A 23,704-nucleotide genomic window follows, 5' to 3' on the forward strand; every position below is an offset into this window, starting at 1 on the left:
CACGGATTTTAAATTTTTATTTAAAATCCGCGTAAATCCGTATTATCCGTAAAATCCGTGTTCTATTTTATTCGTTATTTTATTATCGGTTTTTTGGCGCTTTTATTAAGTTTTATTCTTTTAGGGCTTCGGCCAGCAATTCGGCGGTGTGCTTCACGGTCATCCGGTCGCCCTGGGCATCCAGGCCGCCGGAGATCTGCATTTTACAGCCGGGGCAATCCAGGGCCAGTATCTCCGCTCCGCTAGCTTTGGTATTGGTAATCTTTTTATCCAAAATGGCTTTGGAGATTTCCGGCATCTTGATAGAGTAGGACCCGCCAAAGCCGCAGCATTCATCGCAGCCCTTCATTTCCACCAGCTTGACCCCGGCTTTGGTCAACAGTTCCCGGGGCTCCTGCCAAACCCCCAGAGCCCGCTTCATATGACAGGAATCGTGATAGGTGACGGAGGAAAATAATTTATTAAACTGAAGGTCTTTTCCCTGCCGGGCCACAAAGGTGGGAAAGTCAACCACTTTGGCGGCAAGCTTCTCAGCCCGCTCTTTCCAGGCGGGATCATCCTTCAGGTGATCAACATAGTGATGCTTTAATACTTCCACACAGGTGGGGCACAGGGAAAGAATATAATCCACCTGTTCTTTTTCAAAGGCCTCAATATTTTGCTTGGCCAGTATCACGGCAACTTCCGGGGCGCCCATTTGGCTGGCGGGAATGCCGCAGCAGCTTTGCTCCGCAGGGAAAACAATCTCCATGCCCATCTTATGCAAAATTTTATAGGCTGCTTCCCCCTGCTCCGGGTAAACAAAGTCTCCCAGACAGCCGGCAAAGAACCCCACCCGGGCTTTCGCTTTACCCTCCGGCACAGAATGTCCCACTTTGTCCCGCAGGGGAGTGGCGGCTACCGACGGCAAACTGCGGCCCTCGGTGAGGCCGGAGAAAAACAAGGGCAGGTGACGAATCATGTTGCCCTTCACAAAGGGCTTTTGGGCTAGGGAAGCGGTTCGGATTAAAGAGTGGAACAGCCTGCGGTTGGTTAGGACCTTTTCCAGAATTAGTTTCTGACCGGTGGGCAGGCCTTCTTTTTTAACGGTTCTGCGGCGCAGCTCCACAATCAAACTGGGCAGATCAATCTTACCGGGACAGAAGGCCTTGCAGCGCTCGCAACGCAGGCAAAGATTCTGCAATTCGCCGGCTTTATCAAAGCTATTGAGGAAAGCGGTAAGAATGGTTCCGATCCCCCCGGTATAGACATCCCCGTATACATGACCGCCCACCTGCTGAAATACCGGACATACATTCAAACAGGAAGCGCAGCGGATGCATTGCAAGGCCTGTTTAAACACCGGGTCATTGCGCATCTCGGTACGGCCGTTGTCCAGCAGCACAATGTGCATTTCCTTCTGTTCAATGAGTTCGCCGTCCAGGTCAATGGCCGCAGTAGGACCGGTCATCATGGTTACATAGCTGGTTAACTTCTGGCCGGTGGCACTGCGGGGCAATGCCTCCAGAATAGGGCCCACGTCCTGGAACCGGGCCACCAGCTTTTCCAGGCCCACCAAAACCACATGAACCGGAGGAACGGTGGTAGTAAGACGGCCGTTTCCTTCATTGGTGCACATAACAATGGTGCCGGTTTCAGCCACCGCAATATTGGCGCCGGAAATACCCATTTCCGCCCGCAGGAACTTGTTGCGCAGGTTTTCCCTGGCTACCTTGACCAGTTTGGGAATATCGGGCTCCAGGTCTTCCTGCACTTCTTTGGAAAAGATTTCGGCCACCTCGCCACGGGTCATATGAATGGCGGGCATAACCATGTGGGAGGGACGCTGTCCGCAGAGCTGAATAATCCATTCGCCTAAATCCGATTCCGCTACCTCTGGAATTCCCTGTTCCAGAAGGTACTCATTCAGGTGAATCTCTTCCGAGGCCATGGATTTAGACTTAATAATGGTTTTTACGTTATGCTTCTTGGCGATTTGGCCAATGTACTCTTTTGCTTCCCGGGCTGTTTTGGCCCGAAATACAATGGCACCGTTCTTTTCCGCCTGAGCGGCGAACTGGTCCGCCAATTCATCCATCCGTTCTGCGGCAGAACGCTTAATCTCACTAATCTGCTCCCGGATGACTTCAAAGTCCTTGCCTTCGTAAGCCTTTTCACGGGAGGCCGGATAGGCCTCCCCAAAGCGGCCCAGAGCGCCCTTCAAATTGTCGTTTTGGAGGGCGGATTGAATATTTTGCTTTAAATTTTGCGCAGCCATTTGTTTGTTCCCCTCCTAGTCAATAAATAGAATAATGAGCCTTTCCGGACCGTGCACGCCAATGGTCAATACCCGTTCAATATCCGCGGTCCGGCTGGGGCCGCTGACAAAAGTTAAATAACGAGGGAGTTGGCCCAGTTTTTCATTATATACGGCAATGGCATCCAACAAAGTGGGTAACAGGTTTTTGGTGGGTACAACCGCCAGATGAACCGGAGGAAGGATGGATACCATGCGGCTTTCAATACTGGTGGCATTGCCCACCAGGGTCCCGATTTCGGCGATTCCGTACTGCAGCTCGGAAATGCCCAAGCCCGCATCGGCAGCGTGCTCCCGCAGTTGGTTATTTCTCATTTCTGCTCCGGCACTCTTGGCCATCTCTTTTAGATCCAGGGCATCAACCAGCGGAGAAGAAGCAAACACCACCTTTTCAATTGCCAGTTCACCAATGAGTTTGCTAACCAACTGACGAGCCTCATTGACATTGGCAGCCCGGTGAACCTCTGCGGACAACGCCCCGGCTTTTTCTTTAAACTCCTGGTACAGCGCATCCACAGGATTGTTTGCCAGTACAACACTCATGTCAAACACCTCTTTATGATTATTTGGAAAAGTTATTTCTAAATTAATAATTGAATACTCAGGCAATGGCTTTTAAACTTTTTTATTTCATGTTTTTTGCCACAAAAAGTGAGGTTTGATGGTATGACCATCATCTTATAATTTTTTGGGTATGATGGTCATACCCTTTGTTGTTTTAAAAAAATTTTGTATTTTCGCTAACTAAAAATATTATATATTTGAATTTAGTATATAAAATATTTTGACAAAATGCAATATCCTTTCATTTCCGCTCTCCGGAAAGCGGAACGCATAAAAAACCGCAGCAGATGTCCGCCCGCTGCATTGTTACTGGCTAAAATTTTACTCTTTCTGAAATGATTCTCTTTTCTTGCCAATTCGTTTATAAAGGCTGTGCCCTTTCCTTTAATACCTGTAAGTCTCATCCTTGGCATGATGATAGGGCGGCAACTCCACCAGGATGACGTCCATGCCGATTTTCTTGATCTTCTCCCAGGGCACAACCACCTCATCCTCCCTGCCGAAGAGTCCCAAAAAGCGTCCTTGTCCAGGCAAAATAATGGCGGCAATCCGACCCGCTTCCAAATCTATATCAATGTCCTTAATTAACCCCAGTCTCCTGCCGTCCATGACGTTAACCACTTCTCTTGCCCGCAGGTCAGAAATCTTTAACAAATGTGCCACCCCCTCACTGTCATGTATATGCGCACCGGACTCTTTTCTATACAAAAAAATAGGGTTCATAACCCTATTTTTTGGACAAACATTCTGTAATCATTGAAGCTGCTTGCATTATACATACTTGCGCATGTGATTTAAGGCCGCTTTTTCCAGTCGGGAAACCTGGGCCTGGGAAATACCAATTTCTTCGGCTACTTCCATTTGAGTTTTGCCTTCAAAAAACCGCAGGGTTAAAATATGTTTCTCCCTGTCGCTGAGTCGTCTCAGGGCATCCCGGATGGATATGCCCTCCAGCCAGCTCAAATCCAAATTTTTGTCGTCGCTGATTTGATCCATGACAAAAATCGGGTCGCCACCGTCATGGTAGATGGGCTCAAATAATGAAATGGGTTCCTGTATGGCATCCAGGGCAAAGACAATTTCCTCCCTGGGCAGCTTTAGCTCCCCTGCAATTTCGTTGATAGAAGGTTCCCTGGAATATTTGTTCACCAGGCTGTCTCTGACCTGCAGTGCTTTGTAGGCTACGTCTCTTAGGGAGCGGCTGACCCGGATGGGGTTATTGTCCCTCAGGTAGCGACGGATTTCCCCGATAATCATGGGAACCGCATAAGTGGAAAACTTTACATTTTGACCCAGGTCAAAATTGTCAATGGCTTTCATCAGACCGATACAACCCACTTGAAATAAGTCGTCCACATATTCCCCGCGATTGGTAAACCTCTGAATAACACTTAAAACCAGTCTTAGGTTGCCGTTAATCAATTGACTCCTGGCTTCTTTGTCCCCCTTTTGCATATCCTGAAACAAGGCTCTCATTACTTTGTTTGATAATACCGGCAGTTTGGATGTATTGACTCCGCAGATTTCTACTTTGTTTACCAGCATTTACCGGCCTCCCAACATGGTTGTCCCGGTCCCGACCGGAATTGAAAAAACATCCCGAGGACCGTTTTTAAATCATGACGTTCAGACCTTACAAGTTCATTATTACCTTGGTAAATTTCTTATATACATCTTATGGAAGCAGTAAAAAAGCAGGAAAACAGCTATTTTCGCTGTTTTCCTGCTTTAATCTTGTTTAATCTTCTTATTCCATCCTATGAATTTCTTTTTTTAAACGTTTAATAATTCTCTTTTCCAGCCTTGAGATATAGGACTGGGAAATCCCCAGCATATCGGCTACTTCCTTCTGGGTTTTCTCCGTCCCGTTGTTTAATCCGAACCGCAGTTCCATAATCCTGCGCTCACGTCCTGAAAGTTTTAAGAGGGCTTGGTGCAATAGTTTTTTGTCTACCTCTTCTTCAATATTTTTATAAATAATATCATTTTCTGTTCCCAGGACGTCGGACAATAATAACTCATTGCCATCCCAGTCAATGTTTAGGGGCTCATCAAAGGATACTTCCGAACGGGTCTTGTTGTTTCTTCGCAAGTGCATTAAAATTTCATTTTCAATGCAGCGGGAGGCGTAGGTGGCCAGCTTAATTTTTTTATTGGGATCAAAGGTATTGACAGCCTTAATTAGACCGATGGTGCCGATGGATACCAGATCTTCTATCCCCACACCGGTATTCTCAAATTTTCTGGCAATGTAAACCACCAAACGCAGGTTTCGTTCAATCAGTACACTTTTTATTTTGCCGTCACGGTCCCCTTCCCCTAGCTGTCCAATTAAATCCGTTTCTTCATCATTGGACAGAGGAGGGGGTAGGGCCTCGCTGCTTCCCACATAGTATATTTCCTGCTGGTTGCTTCCCAGCCATTGCATAACCTTTACCACATAAAATCGAACCAGCATTTTGATCTGCCAAGCGTTCCTCAAGCCTCTCCCTCCCTGAACCTGTTCCATTCGGCCAAACTAGGAAGCCAGTAATTGTGGATGTAAAAGCGCCCTGTAAGCAGCTTCTGGACTTAACTGCTTACTGTATATTCCAATCACCACGTCCGTAACCACGTACCTGCGGTCTTCGTGCACAATTTCTACGGAATCCGGGCGAACTCCCAGCAACATGCCGTTTTCTTCTCCCAAAGATTTAAAGGGAATTAGCCTTATACTGCTGGCATAGGTCGTTCCCGCCAGCAGCAGCATCATTTGGGCGCCATTCTCACGGTCCCCCTGCTGAAACACGGTGCTAAGGCTTACCGGTAAGGCCGGCTGCAGTACTCCGAACTCTACTACAATCACCGGGTGGCCACTGACCGGATCAATCAGTTGGTTACCCGTGTCCACCAGTGCCTCGACTGAAACCCGGTTTCCCCAGAGGACAACCGTTATGGGAACCTTGGCATTTTTTTGCTGCATTCGTTTAAGCCAGAGCATGGAGCCCCATTTCCCTATGAGATAAGATAATAAAACCACACAGGACAATAACAGCCATTTATTAAGATGCTCCTGTCCTCCTCTACCCGGCCATTGAACCGGCTCAAACAAGTAATAAAGGCCCAGGGACATGCCACCAACACTAAAAGAGGCTAAGAACAGGCAAAAGACATTTTTAGCAAAAACTCTGATGCCGTTAAAACCAAAAGCAGTATAGGTTAACAAAAGGGCCGATAAAATTTTTGAGCTGGCCGCTCCCGCGGTCCTCTCGAATCCCGGGATAAAAATTAACAAAGCATAAATACACCCCACCATGGCAGCGGTTACCATCCTGGCAGGGGAAGTCCTGCTTCCAGTAAACCGGGATGTTAACCAAAGCACAGTAAGGTTCATAACCAGGTTCACAAGTATGATCTCATCAATATAAACAACTTGCCTCATAATCCTGCTTCCCTTAGGACAGAGATTGGCACTACCATTATATGGCTTGAACAAAAGGTTTATTCCAGGACTCCAAAGAAATTAAAGTTCTACCAGCCTTTGCCAACAGCGAAGGTTTTACTGCCAGGCTTAAAGCTTTAGGTAAAAAAACCCTGGCTGTATTATACACCTGCCAGGGTCTGGAAAAATGTCAATATATGGAAACCAATTCCAATTATTTTTTGCGTTTGTTCTACATGCTACCCTTTATTAATCCACTGTGGTTAAGAATGCCTTGGCTTCAACCATCCATTCCTCCGGCACAAATACCTGTACCTGGGAATGAGGCCCGGTTATGGACCCGCCAAAGAGCACGTTGTTAATACTTTCCCATTTTAAATTCACCGGAATATCCGCGCTCTCCAGTGCGCTTTTCAGGATTTCCGCCTCCATCATGTTGGCCGTTACGGTTAAGAGCTTCCATTTGGGGTTCATATCTCTGCACCTACTTCATCCCATCGGCCTCTTCAGCCCTTGACCAATCTAAGACCAATGGTTTTTTCCTTTGGTTCAAGCTTTAGCAAGCAACCCTTTAGTTCTGAGGGTCATTCCAGTCGTTGCGGTTGGAATCTTTTTTTGCCGGGCCTTTGTTGGGGTCTTCAAAAAATTTCTCTCCCCGAACCTTGTCCAACTTCTCTTTGCGGGTTAAATCCGCCCCCCGGACAGGTTGTTTCATCCTGAATCCTCCTCCGTTGATTATTCTACTTTCATTTTATTGTTTCCCGGAAAGGAGGTGAATATAGGGGAAATTATAACCCCCTGAATTTTTCCAGGGGGTTGTGCTTTAACGGCGACGCAAAAAGGCAGGGATATCTAAATCGCCATGGCTGGCAAAGGGTTTAATTTCCATTTCTCCTTTGGATTTGTCTTTTTTAACGGGCATCCTATTTTCAAAACCCGTGGCAATGACCGTTACCCGAACCTCTTCATTCATTCTTTCATCAATCACGGCCCCAAAGATAATATTGGCTTCCGGGTCTGCCGCCTGAGCAATAATTTCCGCTGCTTCGTTCACCTCAAAGAGCCCCAGGGAAGACCCGCCGGTAATATTCAACAGTACACCTCTGGCCCCTTCAATGGATGTTTCCAACAGTGGGCTGGAAATGGCCGCCCGGGCCGCTTCGGTAGCCCTGTTTTCCCCGGTGGAGCTGCCAATTCCCATCAGGGCGGAGCCGGTGTCCTTCATAATGGTTTTTACGTCGGCAAAGTCCAGATTGATTAAACCCGGTACGGCAATCAAGTCCGATATGCCCTGAACCCCTTGACGCAGTACATCGTCGGCGATGCGGAAAGCTTCCACGATGGAGGTATTTTTATCAATGACCTGCAGCAGGCGATCGTTGGGAATGGTAATCAGGGTATCCACTTTGGTCTTTAAATTCTCGATGCCGGATTCGGCCTGGGTTAGTCTTTTTCTCCCCTCAAAGGTGAAGGGTTTGGTTACTACGCCAACGGTTAACGCACCAATCTCCTTGGCAATCTCCGCTACCACCGGGGCTGCGCCGGTGCCGGTACCACCGCCCATACCTGCCGTAACAAAAACCATATCCGCCCCTTTAAGGGCCTGCAAAATTTCATCCCGGCTTTCTTCCGCCGCTTTGCAGCCAATTTCCGGATTTGCCCCGGCGCCCAAACCTTTGGTTAATTTGGTACCAATTTGAATTTTGTGGTTACTTTGAGATAGAAAAAGGGACTGGGCATCCGTATTAACAGCAACAAACTCAACGCCTTTGAGCCCAGCACTGATCATACGGTTCACCGCGTTATTGCCACCGCCCCCAACCCCGATCACCTTGATGTTGGCAAAATGGTCCAGGTCCAGTTCAAAGTCAAGCATGTGTATATCCTCCTCTGTATTTGTCGCATCAAGCCGCTCAAAAACTACTTTAACCGCCGGGCCAATACCCCGCGCCAGCCAAAAAGGTTTTCTGAACGACGGGAATCTCGTTTGGTACCATAAATCAGCAATCCCATGGATGAAGCGTAGCCAGGGCCGGTCCATTCCGCCGGCAGGAGTTTGCCTCCGTTGTTGACGGATCCCAGTTTCACCTGGGGCAAACCAAGCTGGGAACGTACCCGGTTGATGATTCCTTTTAAAAGAGCACCTCCACCGGTAAGAACCACTCCTCCGGATAAAGATTCAAGACGGTAACAATGTTCCACCCTTTGCAAAGCCATTTCCAGAATTTCCTGAACACGAGATTGCATCACCGCCACTGCGGTGCTTACCGGAACTTTTCTGGTTTCCTGTCCCCCGATTCCGGTAATCTCAAGGTCTAATTCCGGCGAGGGATTCTCCAAGCCCAGTTCCTGTTTAACCCGCTTCGCCTCCCCCAGGGTGGTCCGCAGGCATACCGCCAAGTCACTGGTTATGTGTTCACTGCCAATTGGCAGAGAGTCTGCATAAATAAGATTTCCCTGGTCAAAAACAGCCAACCCGGTGGTTGTACCGCCCAAATCCATGAAAAAGGTTCCTAGCCTCCGGTCGGTTTCCGTTAACACTGCTTCAGCAGCGGCCACGGTGGACACAACCACTTGTTTTATGTCCAGGTCATTCAGCATTACACACTGGATTAGATCTTCATCGGTCAGTTCCAGCTCACTGGTTAGTGAACCATAACTGGGAAAGGAAACGTAAACGGCTTTAACCGTTTCACCAGCCATGGTTTTAGCCAGAGTCATGGCCCGGGCCATGGATTTACTCAAGGCGGTTTTATCAACCACAACCCCTTTACGAATTCCCAGAGTGGGACATTCCCCAAAGCCTTTGATGATTGGCTGGCCATTGGGTCCAATCTCTGCCAAAAGGGCCACTATCTTAGTTGTCCCAACGTCAAGGACCCCGACCACCTGTCTCCGGCTCAAGACAGGCACCTCCTAATGTTTACTTAAACTGTAAATTCAACACAGAATAAAAATTCCCTTTTGCCTTGGAATCAAAAATGTTTTATTTTTTTAGCAAATGACGGCGGATAATGGCTAAATTCTGAAATAAACGAACGCCAAAGGCCACTACGGCAGCGGTACTGAGAGGCACACCCAGTTTGGTGCCCAGATAAGCCAAGCCTGCGGCCAGTAAAGCATTGCTGAAAAAGCCGGTGACAAAGATGTTATTGTCATAATGATCTTCCATTGCCGCCCGAATGCCGCCAAATACGGAATCAATGGCTGCCAGCACCGCTAACCCCAGGTACTGGGAATAGGCCTGGGGTAATACCATGGGAACATTTAAACCAACCATTACTCCCAGGACTAGTCCTCCCAGGGCAAATGCTACGACGGTCCACATGGTTATTTCGCCTCCTTTAGTGGTTTAGCATATTCTAATTTAACATTATGTTTGTATGCCGGCAGTAATAGTTCCTCTTGTTTGGTAACTGTGACCTCCCAATCTCTTATACTATCCACCAAGCCTCCCTTGATCAGAAGACTGCTTTCTAACTGGTCGGGTGCTCCAATGGCCATTATAGTATAAGGCGGGGAAATTCGTGTAAGGTTCACATCGATAAATGAACCGGCCAACCGGATCTCACTGGTGGAGATAATCCTCTGGCCATTAATTGATAGAGCCTCGGCCCCGGCAGCCCGCAGTTCGTTGACCACCCTAAGCAGTAGGTCTTCATCACTCACGATATACCAATTATTCTCGTTATGCTGACCTGCCCTCTGGACCGGCGCAATATAAACCTCTACACCCGGCCCTTTCAGTTGGGTAAACCCGGCGATTTGCCGAACCTTTTGCAGTTCTTCCAGTACCGCTTCAGAGGCCTCGGTCTGTCCTTTTTCTGCCCGGGTCAGTTTATTTTCCAGGTCATTGGCTTCGATCAGCAGGGTTACCGTTTCCTTTTCAATTTCTTTAAGCTGATTTGTCAACAATTGGGCCCGGTCAGAAGGCACTGCCGAATCCACCTGCCCTACGGTGCGAAATTGAAAGGCGATCATCAAACCTAAAATAACCGAAACAAATCCTATGGAAAAATATAGTGTTTTTCTCATATTTCCGATCCCTCTTTAACCGGTTCGGCATATTCCAAGGTGATAGCCCCACCGTAGCCCGGAATTTCTAGATTGGTTTTTTTAACCACCTTTACCTGGATACCCCAGAATTTAAGCTGCTCCACCACGCCACCCTTCATATACAGGGAGTTTTCCAGGGTTTGGGGATTGCCAATGGCGGTAATGGTAAAAGGAGCGGGGATTCTTTTATTTTTATTGGTCAGAATGGTGGGCCCAATACAGCGGATTTCACTGGTGGCAATCAGTCGGACGCCATTCAGGGAAATGGCCTCTGCCCCGGCGGCCTTCAGCTCATTGAGTACTCTGAGTACATCCTCATCATGAACGACATAAAAGTTGGGGTCCTGTCCCGCAGGTACTTCAATATTGCTGTCATTTAAGGTTACTTCCACCCCCGGGCCAAAAACGGCCTGGTTCCCTGCAATAATGCGGTCGGTATCCATTTCTTCCGAAAGGGTTTCCGATTCGCTGGCCGCTTTTTTATCCAGTTTGTCGCGCAACTGCTGAACTCGCTCCTGCAGCAGATCGCGCTCCGCTTGCTTTTCTTTAATTTCGCTGGCCAGAGCCTGTGCCCTGGCAATGGGCGGTGTTTCGTTAATTTCTTTGGAGTAGCGGTATTGGACCGTCAGCATTAAACCCAGGGCCAACGCCACCAAAGCCACACCCCATTGATATTGCTTTATTTTCACTGCTGGCCCTCCTGCGGATTCTGAGAGTATTTGACCACCGGCACCCGTGGATTGGATAAATCCACATACTGAATCTCTCCGCCTTTTTCTTTGAGTCGGTCGATAACCTCCTCAAAGATCAAGCATTTATATTTCATCTCCTCGGGCAAACCCATTCTTCCCTGGATCCCGTCAATGGTGTACAGGGTTACCTGCCCGCCATCGCTGATATGGATCTCCGACAGTTTTTGCACCAGCACCCGGGACATTTCCGGCAATATGGCCAGTGCTTGCGCCAGATATTGGGCCTTTACGGGTTTCCCCGGTCCGTCCATTTCACAGTTTAAGCCGGTAATCACCGGTAAGGCCGAAGCCATTTGACCCTTTTGCAAGTATACCCCTTCCGAATCCACTTTAATAAAACTGTTTTTTACGGCAAGCAATGCCACTGCTTGTCTCTCCTCTACATGAATTACGATAGTTTGAGGAAATTTGCGCTCAACTTCTGTGCTTTTTAACAGGGGTACCATGTTTAATTTTTTTTCCGCATCACTGATGTTAATTTTAAAAATATTATTTCCCGTGGTAATCCCGGAAAATTTTATAATCTCTTCCGGTGTTAACTGGCGGTTGCCTTGAACGGTGATGGTGCGAATTTCAAAAATGGGGGACTGGAGCAAGATATAGGCAGCAGCAACCACCAATAAAATAAAAAAAACACTCTGTATCCGGTGATTTTTGGTTCTTGGGTTTCCCGTACGAGGTTGATACATGATGTCCTCCCGTTGCCTGAAATTTCCTACAGACCCATTTTAAAGTTATTATAACTGAAGCCCCAGGCCTTTCCAAGGGTAATCTTAAAATAAAAATCAGCTTTCACCAAAGCTTTTAGCTCCGGCGAAAGCCGTGGTTTAAAACCATAAGCTGTGGCTGAAAAAAGAGTCATTAACTGTTGACTCTAATAATCCGAGCACCCAGGGAATTATATTTTTTCTCGATCCGCTCGTAGCCCCGGTCAATGTGCTCGATATTACCCAACACCGTACCGTCTTCCGCCGCTAGGGCCGCGAGGATAAGGGCCGCTCCGGCCCTCAGGTCGGTGGCCTCCACACAGGCGCCGGACAATCGGGGTACACCCTTGACGATGGCCGTGTGACCTTCCAAACGTATATCCGCTCCCATTCTCCTGAACTCGGGCACGTGTTTAAAGCGGTTTTCAAAGATGGTTTCGCTAATCACACTGGTTCCATCGGCAATGGTCATCAAGGCCATCATTTGGGATTGCATATCCGTGGGAAAGCCCGGGTAAGGCATGGTCTTAATATCCACCGCCCGGAGGACGCCGGTTCCCTGCACCCGGACGCTGTCATTGCCCACATCCACTTGGACTCCGGCTTCCCTTAATTTATAGATTAAAGGATCCAGATGCTCCGGAATCACATTGCTGACCGTTACATCTCCGTTGGTCATGGCCCCGGCAATCATATGGGTTCCTGCCTCAACCCGGTCGGGGATCACCGTATGGGTTACCGAGCCTAACTCTTTGACCCCTTCAATACGGATTACATCGGTACCGGCCCCCACCATTTTGGCTCCCATGGCATTGAGAAAGTTTTGCAGGTCCACAATCTCCGGCTCTTTGGCCGCATTCCGTATCACGGTTGTTCCTTTGGCCAGCACCCCGGCCATGATTAAATTTTCCGTAGCCCCCACACTGGGGACATCCAGGTGAATTACTGTCCCAGTTAGTTGACTAGCATTCGCCGTAATATAGCCAAATTTCTCCGATATTTCCGCCCCTAGAGAGGTTAAGCCTTTTAAGTGCAGGTTCATGGGGCGCGACCCAATGTTGCAGCCTCCCGGGTGAGATATTTTTACACTGCCAAATCGCCCTATGAGCGGCCCCAGGACCAAATTGGAAGCTCGCATTTTTCTCATCAGGTCTTCGGAAATCTCCTGGGACTGAACACCGGAGCCGTCTACAATGATGGTGTGGTTTTCCAGAGTTACCTTGGCCCCAAGGTAGCTAAGAAGCTCTTGCATCACTAAAACATCCCTGAGCCTTGGCACCTGATGTACCGTACATACCCCGCCGGTTAACAAGGTTGCTGCTAAAATGGGCAGAGTTGCATTTTTGGAACCGTTCGCCTTTATTGTACCCTTTAGGCGGTTACCTCCTACGATCACAAACTTTTCCACGTTGTCACCTCCGCCTAGTCTTCACCAAGAACCCTCACTTCCAGATGCAAGAGGATGCCAAAACGATCCATCACTCGTCTTTTTACTTGTTCAATTAATGTGAGAACATCTCTGGCTGTGGCATTGCCCACATTTAATATCCAGTTGGCATGTTTGTGAGAAACCTCCGCACCTCCAACTTTGAGCCCTTTGCCTCCCGCCGCCTCAATCAGCCTTCCTGCGGAATCTCCCGGAGGGTTTTTAAAAATGCTGCCCACATTGGGAAAACCCTGGGGCTGCAAAGCTTTTCTTCTAGACAGATATTCCCGGGTTTCCTGCTCAATCACAGCCGGATCCCGGGGTATACCCTGCCAGCACGTCTCAACACAGATGGTTCCGGTCTTCTGTAAATTACTGGTTCGGTAAGCAAATCCAAACTCTTCCTTGGGGAGGGTAATAAAGCGGTTCTGATGATCCAATACCACCGCCGATTGCAGCACATCTGCCGTACACCCGTTTATGGCACCGGCGTTCATCACCAGAGCTCCTCCCAGGGAACCCGGGATTCCCGCCGCAAATTCAAAACCTCCCAGACCGGCCCGGCGGGCTGCCGCCGCCAATTCCGGTAAGGTCAAACCGGCTCCGGCCCGGATAAGAGTGCCATCCACAGTAATATAGGCCAGCCCCCGTCCCACTTTAATCACCATGCCCCGGATACCGCCGTCTTTCACCAGAAGGTTTGAACCATTTCCAATGACCGTTATCGGTAATTCTTTGCTCCTGGCAAATTCAACAGCCTGCCGAATATCTTCCCTGCCAACCGGGTCAACAAAAAGATCCGCTGGACCCCCAATGCGCCATGTGGTATGGAGAGCCATGGATTCGTTAACTCGCACAGACCCCTGAAGCAAGGGCTGGAGTTCAACCGCCAGTGCAGGTTTGTTCATGTTTACTTTTCCTCCAGTCTCCTTAACAATTCCCTCCCCAGAGTGTAAACATCCCCGGCTCCCATGGTCAGCACCAGGTCGCCTCCCTGGAGATTGTTCTGCAAGAATTCTGCGGCATCCTTTAGGGTAGGCAGGTAAAGTACCTGCTGACCTTCCTTTCTGGAAATGGCATCAATAATAAGCCTGGTGTCAACCCCTTCCAAGGGGGGTTCCCCGGCTGAGTAAATATCTGTTAAAATAATCACGTCCGCATGATGAAAAGACTCTCCGAACTCACGGAAGAGCTGGCGGGTCCGAGTATAGCGGTGAGGTTGAAAAACGACCAGCAACCTCCCGGGATGGGCATGCCTGGCAGCCTGCAGGGTTGCCTTGATTTCTGTGGGGTGGTGCGCATAATCGTCTACAATTTTTATGCCCTTTGTTTCACCCAAAAGTTGGTAACGTCTTTTGGCTCCCTTAAATCCGGCCAGGGAACGGGCTACCTGCTCAAAATCAAGGCCCAGATACCGTCCGGTTGCTACGGTGGCCAGCGCATTTAAAAGATTATGGTAACCGGGCACAACCAGTTCCAAAACCCCTAATCTCTCTCCCCGGAAGGTCACTACAGCCCGGGAAATCCCATTCCTAAACTCATAGGAACTCAGGATATAATCCGCTCCGGAATCTTCAGAGCCATAGGTCACCACCGGGCAGGAAAGCTCCGTGCTGATGGTTTTGATCACCGGATCATCCAGGCAGAGAACCGACAGACCCTTGGCAGGGACTTTATTTAAAAATTCCATAAAGGCTTTGATGATATTTTCCTTGGAACCATAATGATCCAGATGATCGTCTTCGATATTTGTCACCACGGCAATTTCCGGACTTAACAATAAAAAAGAACCGTCACTTTCATCTGCTTCGGCAACCAAATATTCTCCTTGCCCCTGTTTGGCATTCCCACCGATATCACTCAAGTCACCTCCGATTAAGATGGTGGGATCGAAACCGCTTTTTTCTAAAACCAGGGAGATCATGGATGTTGTGGTGGTTTTGCCATGGGCTCCGGCCACCGCAATGCCTCGCTTTTCATTCATTAACCGGGCCAGCATGGCTCCCCGTCTTACCAGGGGGATGCCCCGGCGCTGGGCTTCCAAAACTTCGGGGTTATCCGGTGAGATAGCCGTAGAAGTAATCACCATATCCACATCCATTAAATTTTCAGCAGCATGACCGGTATAGCAGGTTGCTCCCAGATTTTCCAGTCTTTCAACCACTGCGGTTCTTTTTAAATCGGAACCGGACACCCGGTAACCTCCCATGCCCAGCAAAACAGCGGCAATACCGCTCATACCGGCTCCACCGATACCAACAAAGTGAATTCTCTTTTCCTTTTCCTTTACCTGCACTCACTTCACTCCTTCCAGAAACAGGACTACCCCTCCAGGGAAGAAAAACCCTAAAAGAGCGCTTCTGTAAGCCATACTATGCATTTCCCGCAGGAGGTGTTACTCCCGGTTGCGGCCTACCCGCCCGCCCTGTTTCGAGCTTGTCCATCGCGTGGGAAAAGCTTGGTCGCCCAAGCTGTCGACGCATCAGCAGCTCCATTTATTTGGTATATAAAAATGAACTTAAAAATTCTATCTTTGATGCAGTGAAACAAAGACAGCCACGGTTTTCTGATCATGGCCGCGGCAATATTTCCTCCACACAATCAACAATATCATCCAAAGCCTTGGCCCGCCCTAATTTCTGGCTGACCTGGGCCATATCCTTCAAGCGATTTTTATCTTGAATCATTCCTTCCATTTGCTCAACCAGGGTCAGACCGGTAAGTTCCGCATCTTTAATCAGAACAGCGGCACCCCGGTCGGCCAACGCTCTGGCGTTGTGTTCCTGATGGTTTTCGGCGGCATAGGGATAAGGAATTAAGATGGAGGGAAGCCCTAATAGGGTCAGTTCCGCCAAGGTTGCCGCCCCTGCTCTGCTTACCACCATATCCGCCACAGCCAAAGCCTCATGCATGTTGTATAAATAAGGTACAATGGTAATATTTACATAATCATCCAAATTTATACCCTGCCGCTCCAGTTGCTCAAGAAACTCCCGGTAACCGGCTTGTCCGGTGGCATGTAGAATTTGTACTTCCGGCCGGTTGCCGAAGCGGCGGATGACCTCGGTCATGGCCTGATTGATCCTTCGGGCCCCCCGGCTGCCCCCGAAAACCAGAATGGTAATCCGGTCATCCCTCAACCCCAGGGAAGCCAGGGAAAGATCCCGCTCCGCCTGCAGAATCTCCGGACGGACCGGAAGACCGGTGAGCGTGACCGCCGCTTTCTTGGGAAAGTAGGGCATGGAATCTTCAAAGGAAACCGCCACCCGGTCTACAACTCTGGACAAAATACGGTTGGTAACGCCGGGAAGGGCATTTTGCTCATGAATCAGGGTTGGAATGCCCAGTCGAGCCGCTGCCAGAACCACCGGACCGCAGACATACCCCCCGGTGCCGATCACCACCTGAGGCTTAAATTTTTTAATCACGGCCCGGGCCTGCCGGTATCCCTGCAAGGCCTGCCAAGCCACTTTCAGGTTACCCGGGGAAAACTTCCGTTCAAAACCGGAAACCGTGATGGCCTTAAAGGGGAAATTGGCCTTGGGCACAATATCGGCCTCAAGGCCCTGAGTTGTTCCCACATACAGGATTTGCGCATGGGGAAAGCGGTGTTGTAATCCCTTGGCGATGGCCAAGGCCGGGTAAATGTGCCCCCCGGTTCCACCGCCGGTTATGATTGCCCGCAAATTTCTTCACCTCGATCTCATCCGACAAAAATCGCACAAACCCCGTTTCTTAAATTAACGGGGCGTGGTGTATTTAGAAATATTTAAGATAATGCCTACACCCATTAGGGTAAACAACAGGGAGGTCCCGCCGGAACTAATAAAGGGCAAGGGAACCCCGGTGACGGGCATGGATCCGGTTACCACGCCCATGTTGATAATGGCCTGAAGGGCAATGCCGCTGGTAATGCCGGCGGCCAGCAAACTGGCAAAGGGATCCGGTGAAGTAACGGCCACTTTCAGTCCCCGCCAGACCAGCATAATAAAAAGAAGGACCACCAGGGAGGCGCCGATAAATCCCAGTTCCTCACCTAATATGGCAAAAATAAAGTCCGTGTGGCTTTCCGGCAAATAGAGAAATTTTTGTTTACTCTGGCCCAGCCCCATGCCGAACAATCCCCCGGAGCCCAGGGCGTACAGGGATTGGATAATATGATACCCGGTCCCCTGGGGATCCTTTTCCGGATCCATAAAAGCCAGAAAGCGGCTCATGCGGTAAGGCTCAAAGTAAATGGCCACAGCCACGCCCAGCACCCCCAGACCGGCCAGACTACCCAGATGAAAGATCCGGGCTCCCGCGGCAAAAAACATGATAAAAATGGTACCGCATAGAACAATGGCGGTTCCCAGATCCGGCTGCAGCAAGATCAGACCGGCTGCCAGCAGCATGAACACCAGATAGGGTAAAAGGCCTTCCTTAAAAGACTGGATGTTCTCTTTTTTCTTCGATAAGCCAAAGGCCACAAACATAATCATGCACAATTTGACCAGCTCGGCCGGGGAAAAGGACATAAATCCCAAGTCGATCCACCGCCTCGCCCCGTTAACCACCTCTCCGATCCCGGGGATTAAAACAGCGATCAATAGCAGAAAGCCCCCTGCCACGATGGGACCGATCCACCGTTTTAGCCTAAAGTAGTCAAAATTCATCATGCCAAACATAGCTGTTAGACCAATAAGAGCCCAAAGCAACTGCCGTTTAAAGAAGTAAAAACTGTCGTTATAGCGAACCATGGTTACATATTCACTGGAAGAAAAGACCATCACCAATCCCACACTTAACAACATTAATACCGTAAGAAAGAGGACAAAGTCCGGTGGCCTTTTCTTTAAACGCATGGTTTTTTTACCCCCTTTGGCTATTCAATCATGAAAATTTATTCCAGACCGTCCGTAACGGTTGCCGGCTGCTCTTTCAACTCCAGCACCAGTTTCTTAAACAATTCGCCCCGCTCTTCAAAATTCTTGAACATGTCCCAACTGGTACAGGCAGGGGACAGCAGCACCACTTCCCCGGGGCGGGCGTAACGGTGGGCCAGTTGAACGGCCTCCGCATAATCCCGGGCAGGATAAATAGGGTCAAAATTTTGTTCTCTGGCCGCCGCTTCAATTTGGCCGCCGTGCAGTCCTACGGTAATCAGCACCCGAACCCGTTCTTTAATCTTACCGGCGAACTCCGTAAAGGATACGCCTTTGTTCTTGCCGCCGGCAATCAACACAATGGGAACATCGTAGGCTTCCAGCGCTTTCATGGCTGCATCCGGGTTGGTTCCTTTGGAATCATTGATGTAACGAACACCATTCACGGTGGCCACGTATTCCAGCCGGTGGGCCACCCCGGCAAAGCTGGCCAGGGTCCGGGCAATCTCTTCCGGGGCCAGACCTATGGCATAACCGGCTCCCACGGCGGCCAGCGCATTTTCTAAATTATGCGCGCCGGGAATACGTAAGGTTTGGAGTTTTGCAATTTCTAACTGCCGTCCCTTATCCCGGAGGACAATTTGATCTTCTTGGATAAAAATTCCTGATTCTAAGATATGCCGGGTGCTGAAGAATAATACCCTGGCGGAACAGTTTCCGGCCAAATTTCGGGTCAGTGGATCATCATAATTCAACACCGCCCAATCATCCGGCCCCTGGTGGGCCAAAATCCGGGCTTTGGCCCGGACATATTCCTCCATGGAGCCATGACGATCCAGGTGATCCGGCGTTATATTCAGTATCACCGAAACCCTGGGGGCAAAGGTTTGGCTGGTTTCCAATTGGAAGCTGGATACTTCCGCCACAATCCGATCCTGGGCCGAGTACTTTTCCACCTCCTGGATTAAAGGCAGGCCGATATTTCCGGCCACCAGCGTCCGGTATCCCGCTTCCTGAAACATCTGCCCCAGCAGTGAAGTGGTGGTTGTTTTGCCGTTGGTACCGGTAATGGCCACCACCGGCGCCCGGGCAAAGCGGTAAGCCAGTTCAAGCTCACCCATGACCGGTACCCCCGCCTTCCGCGCCTGCTCCACAGGGGGAACCGTTAAGGGTACGCCGGGGCTGACCACCAGAAGATTGTAATCTTCCCGGGTTACCTGGGGATATTCCCCCAGAAACAAGGTTATTCCCCGGTCTGACAGGGCCTTTGCCACGTCGGGTATTTGTTCGCTACTGCTGGCATCGGTTAAAGACACCAACGCTTTCTTTTCAACCAAAAACTCACATACAGCTTGACCACTCTTGCCGGCTCCTACTACCAGGATCCTTTTGCCTTGCAATTGCACTTTTGATACCCCTTTTGTCTAGCATCCGCTAATTTTTATATATTCCCTGAACTGATGTTCACTGAACCTTTATCAGCCCAACCGGTAAATCCCCAAAATGCCCACTGCCGAAAATAAAAAGCTTAATAACCAGAAGGTTAGCACCACCCGAATTTCCGACCAGCCGGAAAGCTCAAAGTGGTGATGCAGAGGGCTCATTCGGAAAATCCGTTTGCCGGTGGTTTTAAAAGAGATCACTTGGATAATAACGGACAAGGTTTCCAAAACATAAAGGCCGCCAATCACCAGAAGCAGCAGTTCATTCCTGGTAACCACTGCTGCAGCGCCCAGAGCTCCTCCCAGGGCCAGTGATCCGGTATCACCCATAAATACCTTGGCCGGATGCCGGTTATAAACTAAAAATCCCAGACATCCTCCGGTTACCGCCGCCAATACAATGGCTGTGCCAACTTTCCCGGTAACCAGGGACAGCAGTACAAAGGCGGCGGAAGTAAAAACTGTGGCCCCGGCGGCCAGTCCGTCCAACCCGTCTGTTAGATTCACCGCATTGCTGGCAGCCAGCAGCACCAGCACGGTCAGACCAAAAAAGGGCCACCATCCCGGATCGAAACCGATTCCTCCCGGGCTGATAAAGCCGGAAAAGGGAATGACATAGTCCGTCCCCCGGCCCAGTTTAAATACCACCACCACCGCCAGCACCGCGGCAATGATCAGTTGTCCCAGCAGTTTCTCCCGCCCTTTGAGCCCAAGATTCCTTTTTAATACCACTTTAATAAAATCATCAATAAAACCAATAAGACCATAACCCATCGTTACGGCCAGTACAATCCATCCCTCGGCCCTTCCCTGCACCGGCCCGGAAAGCAGGGCTACTCCCGCAACCCCAATTCCGATCAAAAACAGGAGGCCTCCCATGGTGGGTGTGCCGGATTTAGCCATATGCCTGGCCGGCCCTTCCACCCGGATGGTCTGGCCAAATTTTAATCTTCTAAGGGCCGGTATAATCAGGGGCCCCAGAAGGATTGTGGTTAGTAAGCTAATGCCGAAGGCCAGCCAAACCTGCGAAGTTCCCATCATTCATTCCCTCCCCTCGGCAGCATTTGTTCATTAATTCAAGGAAACTCCGGGATTCAACAATGCTTGAACGATTTCCTCCATGCGCATACCCCGGGAGCCTTTTACTAAAACGGTATCACCGGCCTTTAATAAGCTACCTAGAACCTCTATGGCGCCGGCGTTATGCTCACAATGAAAAACATCTTTTTCCGGCATGCCCGCTTCCAGAGCCCCCTTGGCTATGAACCGGGCCAGATCGCCCACTGCCACCAACTTCTGAACACCGGCCTCCCGGGCGGCTTTACCCGTGTCCCTGTGACCGGATTCGGTGCGTTTCCCAAGTTCATACATATTCCCCAGGACCGCAATCTTCCTGCCCCGGGCTGTCTCGGCCAGAACTCTCAGGGCCGCTTCCATGGAAGAGGGATTGGCATTATAGGCGTCGTTAATCACCATAAAATCCTGAGCCTGTATAATCTCCAGCCGCATGTGCGTCAGGGTTACCTGTGCCAAACCGGCGGCAATTTCCTCAAAGGTTAGACCCAGCCGCAGCCCCACACCCAAAGCTCCCAGACTGTTCATTACATTATGGCTGCCGGGAACCGGTAAAAATATTTCGCCTTGGCCGCCCGGATAAGTGACCTTATAACGAACTCCCGCTCCCTCGCTGCGGATATTTTCAGCCCTCAGGTCCGCCGGACCTTGGAGGGAATAAGTCCACACCTGCCCTTGGCAACGGACGGCCAATTCATTTACGTAAGGACTATCCCCATTTAATAGGGCAAAGCCGTCTTGCGGAATGTGCTCCAGCACTTCTCCCTTGGCCAGGGCAATATTGTGCACAGAGCCCAATCTTTCCAGGTGGGTTTCGCCAATATTGGTAATCACCGCCCCGGTAGGTTTAGCCAGGCCGGCCAGAAAATCAATTTCCCCCGGTCCCCGCATGCCCATCTCAACCACAGCGGCCTGGTGTTTTTCCGTTAAGTTTAAGAGCGTTAAAGGCAGACCCAGTTCATTGTTAAAATTCCCCTGGGTTTTAAGAGTGTTCCATCGAACCTGCAACACCGCCGCCACCATATCTTTGGTGGAAGTTTTACCATTACTGCCGGTAACGGCTACCACCGGAATATTCAATTGCTCCCGGTTATACCGGGCCAGTTGTTGAAGGGCCTGCAGTGTATCCTGAACCTGGACCACCGGCACTCCCTCCGGAACAACATCCGGAACCCGGGACACCAGCAGCGCTCCTGCCCCTTTTTCCAGGGCCTGGCCGATAAAAAGATGGCCGTCCATTTGCTGGCCCTTTAAAGCTGCAAAAAGATCGCCGCTGCCGGCCTTTCGGCTGTCGGTGCAGACACCCCTCACCACAGCAGACGGGTCCCCCTGCAGGAGAATCCCGCCGGTTGCCCCGGCAATCTCTTTTACCGTATAAACAAGCATGAGGTCAGCTCCTTCTTATGGGTATTCCTGGGGGGGCGGTTTTAGCCATCGGGATTCCTCTGGGGTCCTGTTGTTAGCCTCACCGGCATCCCTTGGGGGTCTAGTTGTTAGCCTTATAGGAAATGCTTGTGGATCTTGTAAAAAATACAGGACCCATAAGGAATACAGAATAAGGCTAACAACCGGACCCAAAAACGATACCCTTAAGTCTGGACCCCAGAGAAATACCCCTTAGCTTAGCACCGATACCCTCGCTGGGCCAGCGCCTCACCCACCACCTCACGATCGTCAAAATGAATCTTGGTGGTACCAAGGATCTGGTAATCTTCATGGCCTTTACCGGCAATAACCACTACATCTCCCTCCCGGGCTAAATGAACGGCCCGGGTAATGGCCTCCCGGCGGTCGGTCAGCACACGGTATTTATCCGGTTTGATCTTTTTTTCGACCCCTACAACCACGTCTTCAATAATTTTAACAGGATCTTCAGTGCGGGGATTATCGGAAGTCACAATCACCAGATCACTATGCTCTGCCGCAATTTCCCCCATCAGCGGACGCTTGGTTCGATCCCGGTCTCCTCCGCAGCCAAAGACCGTAATCAATCTGCCCCGGGTAATCTGCCGGGCTGTGGTCAAAATATTTTTCAGGCCATCGGGCGTATGGGCGTAATCTACCACCACCGCAAAATCCTGTCCCCGGTCAACCAGTTCAAAACGTCCCGCCACCCCCGCAACTTCCTCCAAGGCCGACTTAACATCTGCCCCGTTAAAGCCCAAAGCCATGCCTACCGTATAAGCAGCCAGGGCATTATAGACATTAAACCGTCCCGTTAATTTTAAGCTCAATTTTTGTTCCCCCCATGGGCCGGTAACCGTAAAAGAAACGCCCCGGGCGGTCACTTGAATGTCCTTGGCTCTTACATCCACCACCTGCTCAATCCCATAGGTGTATACTTTTCCCTGGCTGAGCTTAACCAACTGTTTTGCGGCCGGGTCATCCCCGTTAATCACGGCGTACTGAAGATCCTTTTGGAAGAGCTTTGCTTTGGCCTTTAAATACTCTTTCATGGTTCCGTGAAAATCCAGGTGGTCCTGGGTGAGATTTGTAAAAACCCCCACTTTATAATTGACTCCGGCCACCCGGTGCAGGGCTAGGGCATGGGAAGAAACCTCCATGGCCACAGCCTGAACCCCGGCATCGGTCATTTCCCCCAGCAGCCTCTGTAAATCCGGGGACTCCGGGGTGGTATTGGTAACGGGCAGCACTTTGTCCCCGATGAGATTATGAATGGTACCGATAACACCGGGCTTGAGGCCCGATTTTTTCCAAATAGCCGCAATCAGGTGGGTGGTGGTGGTTTTTCCATTGGTACCCGTAACTCCGACCAGGATCATTTTTTGAGAAGGATGGTGATAAAAGCGGTCTGCCAGCAAGGCTAAAGCTTTCCTGCTGTCCGTCACGGTAACCACCGTCACTCCCGGAGGCACTTCTACCTTCTCCTCCAGAACCACCGCCGTGGCCCCGGCGGCGACGGCATCGGCAATATATTGATGACCGTCCGTTTGATAGCCTTTAACGGCCACAAAGAGATCTCCCGGCTGAACCTTCCGGGAATCATAACAGAGATGATGGATGGGTAGATCAGGACTCCCGTCGATGGAGACATAATCAAAGGCTGTTAAAAGCTCACTTAGTTGCATTGGATTCCCTCC

Annotated in this window: 23 protein-coding genes; all 23 read right to left on the reverse strand. The window is 50.0% G+C overall.

Annotated elements, in window-relative coordinates; all coding sequences use genetic code 11:
• Window positions 1–112 precede the first annotated feature (112 nt).
• Window positions 113–2,257, reverse strand: a complete 2,145-nt coding sequence (gene ldhH / locus DESRU_RS16790; protein ID WP_013843281.1) for an L-lactate dehydrogenase (quinone) large subunit LdhH — start codon at window positions 2,255–2,257, stop codon at window positions 113–115.
• Between the two features lie 15 nt (window positions 2,258–2,272).
• Window positions 2,273–2,839: a LutC/YkgG family protein gene (locus DESRU_RS16795; protein ID WP_013843282.1), complete on the reverse strand. Its 567-nt coding sequence runs from the start codon at window positions 2,837–2,839 to the stop codon at window positions 2,273–2,275.
• A 405-nt stretch (window positions 2,840–3,244) separates the two neighbouring features.
• Window positions 3,245–3,514 carry a YlmC/YmxH family sporulation protein gene (locus DESRU_RS16805; RefSeq protein ID WP_013843283.1) on the reverse strand — a complete coding sequence of 90 codons (270 nt, stop codon included), beginning with the start codon at window positions 3,512–3,514 and terminating at the stop codon, window positions 3,245–3,247.
• 117 nt (window positions 3,515–3,631) lie between these two features.
• Window positions 3,632–4,405, reverse strand: coding sequence for an RNA polymerase sporulation sigma factor SigG (gene sigG, locus DESRU_RS16810; RefSeq protein ID WP_013843284.1), 774 nt, complete (start codon window positions 4,403–4,405; stop codon window positions 3,632–3,634).
• Window positions 4,406–4,607: 202 nt separating this feature from the next.
• Window positions 4,608–5,318, reverse strand: a complete 711-nt coding sequence (gene sigE / locus DESRU_RS16815; protein ID WP_187290667.1) for an RNA polymerase sporulation sigma factor SigE — start codon at window positions 5,316–5,318, stop codon at window positions 4,608–4,610.
• 60 nt (window positions 5,319–5,378) lie between these two features.
• Window positions 5,379–6,281 carry a sigma-E processing peptidase SpoIIGA gene (locus tag DESRU_RS16820; RefSeq protein WP_013843286.1) on the reverse strand — a complete coding sequence of 301 codons (903 nt, stop codon included), beginning with the start codon at window positions 6,279–6,281 and terminating at the stop codon, window positions 5,379–5,381.
• A 249-nt stretch (window positions 6,282–6,530) separates the two neighbouring features.
• Entirely contained in the window at window positions 6,531–6,755 is a 225-nt protein-coding gene (locus DESRU_RS16825; protein ID WP_013843287.1) for a putative signal transducing protein, read from the reverse strand.
• A 97-nt stretch (window positions 6,756–6,852) separates the two neighbouring features.
• The gene (locus DESRU_RS20995; protein ID WP_013843288.1) at window positions 6,853–6,996 is read right to left on the reverse strand and encodes a hypothetical protein; all 144 of its coding nucleotides are present in this window, start codon (window positions 6,994–6,996) and stop codon (window positions 6,853–6,855) included.
• Between the two features lie 108 nt (window positions 6,997–7,104).
• On the reverse strand, window positions 7,105–8,157 hold the full coding sequence (gene ftsZ, locus DESRU_RS16830; protein WP_013843289.1) for a cell division protein FtsZ: 1,053 nt from the start codon (window positions 8,155–8,157) through the stop codon (window positions 7,105–7,107).
• 44 nt (window positions 8,158–8,201) lie between these two features.
• Window positions 8,202–9,185, reverse strand: coding sequence for a cell division protein FtsA (locus tag DESRU_RS16835; protein ID WP_013843290.1), 984 nt, complete (start codon window positions 9,183–9,185; stop codon window positions 8,202–8,204).
• 82 nt (window positions 9,186–9,267) lie between these two features.
• Window positions 9,268–9,609 (reverse strand): small basic family protein, encoded by a 342-nt coding sequence (locus DESRU_RS16840; RefSeq protein ID WP_013843291.1) that lies wholly within the window; start codon window positions 9,607–9,609, stop codon window positions 9,268–9,270.
• A gap of 2 nt (window positions 9,610–9,611) precedes the next feature.
• A complete protein-coding gene (locus tag DESRU_RS16845) occupies window positions 9,612–10,316 on the reverse strand; it encodes a DUF881 domain-containing protein (RefSeq protein ID WP_013843292.1) in 705 nt (234 codons plus the stop codon).
• Window positions 10,313–11,026, reverse strand: coding sequence for a DUF881 domain-containing protein (locus DESRU_RS16850; RefSeq protein WP_013843293.1), 714 nt, complete (start codon window positions 11,024–11,026; stop codon window positions 10,313–10,315). Before DESRU_RS16850 ends, DESRU_RS16845 begins: the two co-directional genes overlap by 4 nt.
• On the reverse strand, window positions 11,023–11,778 hold the full coding sequence (locus DESRU_RS16855) for a cell division protein FtsQ/DivIB (protein ID WP_013843294.1): 756 nt from the start codon (window positions 11,776–11,778) through the stop codon (window positions 11,023–11,025). Before DESRU_RS16855 ends, DESRU_RS16850 begins: the two co-directional genes overlap by 4 nt.
• A gap of 172 nt (window positions 11,779–11,950) precedes the next feature.
• Complete coding sequence (gene murA, locus DESRU_RS16860) at window positions 11,951–13,204, reverse strand: UDP-N-acetylglucosamine 1-carboxyvinyltransferase (protein WP_013843295.1); 1,254 nt, start codon at window positions 13,202–13,204, stop codon at window positions 11,951–11,953.
• 14 nt (window positions 13,205–13,218) lie between these two features.
• Window positions 13,219–14,130 carry a UDP-N-acetylmuramate dehydrogenase gene (gene murB, locus DESRU_RS16865; RefSeq protein WP_013843296.1) on the reverse strand — a complete coding sequence of 304 codons (912 nt, stop codon included), beginning with the start codon at window positions 14,128–14,130 and terminating at the stop codon, window positions 13,219–13,221.
• Between the two features lie 2 nt (window positions 14,131–14,132).
• Entirely contained in the window at window positions 14,133–15,518 is a 1,386-nt protein-coding gene (gene murC, locus DESRU_RS16870; RefSeq protein WP_013843297.1) for a UDP-N-acetylmuramate--L-alanine ligase, read from the reverse strand.
• Between the two features lie 274 nt (window positions 15,519–15,792).
• Window positions 15,793–16,908 (reverse strand): undecaprenyldiphospho-muramoylpentapeptide beta-N-acetylglucosaminyltransferase, encoded by a 1,116-nt coding sequence (gene murG, locus DESRU_RS16875; protein ID WP_013843298.1) that lies wholly within the window; start codon window positions 16,906–16,908, stop codon window positions 15,793–15,795.
• A 54-nt stretch (window positions 16,909–16,962) separates the two neighbouring features.
• Window positions 16,963–18,066 (reverse strand): stage V sporulation protein E, encoded by a 1,104-nt coding sequence (spoVE, locus tag DESRU_RS16880; RefSeq protein WP_013843299.1) that lies wholly within the window; start codon window positions 18,064–18,066, stop codon window positions 16,963–16,965.
• Window positions 18,067–18,104: 38 nt separating this feature from the next.
• Entirely contained in the window at window positions 18,105–19,493 is a 1,389-nt protein-coding gene (gene murD / locus DESRU_RS16885; protein WP_013843300.1) for a UDP-N-acetylmuramoyl-L-alanine--D-glutamate ligase, read from the reverse strand.
• A 72-nt stretch (window positions 19,494–19,565) separates the two neighbouring features.
• The gene (gene mraY, locus DESRU_RS16890; RefSeq protein WP_041275859.1) at window positions 19,566–20,567 is read right to left on the reverse strand and encodes a phospho-N-acetylmuramoyl-pentapeptide-transferase; all 1,002 of its coding nucleotides are present in this window, start codon (window positions 20,565–20,567) and stop codon (window positions 19,566–19,568) included.
• A 33-nt stretch (window positions 20,568–20,600) separates the two neighbouring features.
• The gene (locus DESRU_RS16895; protein ID WP_013843302.1) at window positions 20,601–21,989 is read right to left on the reverse strand and encodes a UDP-N-acetylmuramoyl-tripeptide--D-alanyl-D-alanine ligase; all 1,389 of its coding nucleotides are present in this window, start codon (window positions 21,987–21,989) and stop codon (window positions 20,601–20,603) included.
• A 236-nt stretch (window positions 21,990–22,225) separates the two neighbouring features.
• Window positions 22,226–23,692: a UDP-N-acetylmuramoyl-L-alanyl-D-glutamate--2,6-diaminopimelate ligase gene (locus DESRU_RS16900; protein WP_013843303.1), complete on the reverse strand. Its 1,467-nt coding sequence runs from the start codon at window positions 23,690–23,692 to the stop codon at window positions 22,226–22,228.
• Between the last annotated feature and the right edge of the window lie 12 nt (window positions 23,693–23,704).

Origin of the sequence: Desulforamulus ruminis DSM 2154, assembly GCF_000215085.1 — a bacterium.
In the GTDB taxonomy this organism is placed as follows: domain Bacteria; phylum Bacillota; class Desulfotomaculia; order Desulfotomaculales; family Desulfotomaculaceae; genus Desulfotomaculum; species Desulfotomaculum ruminis.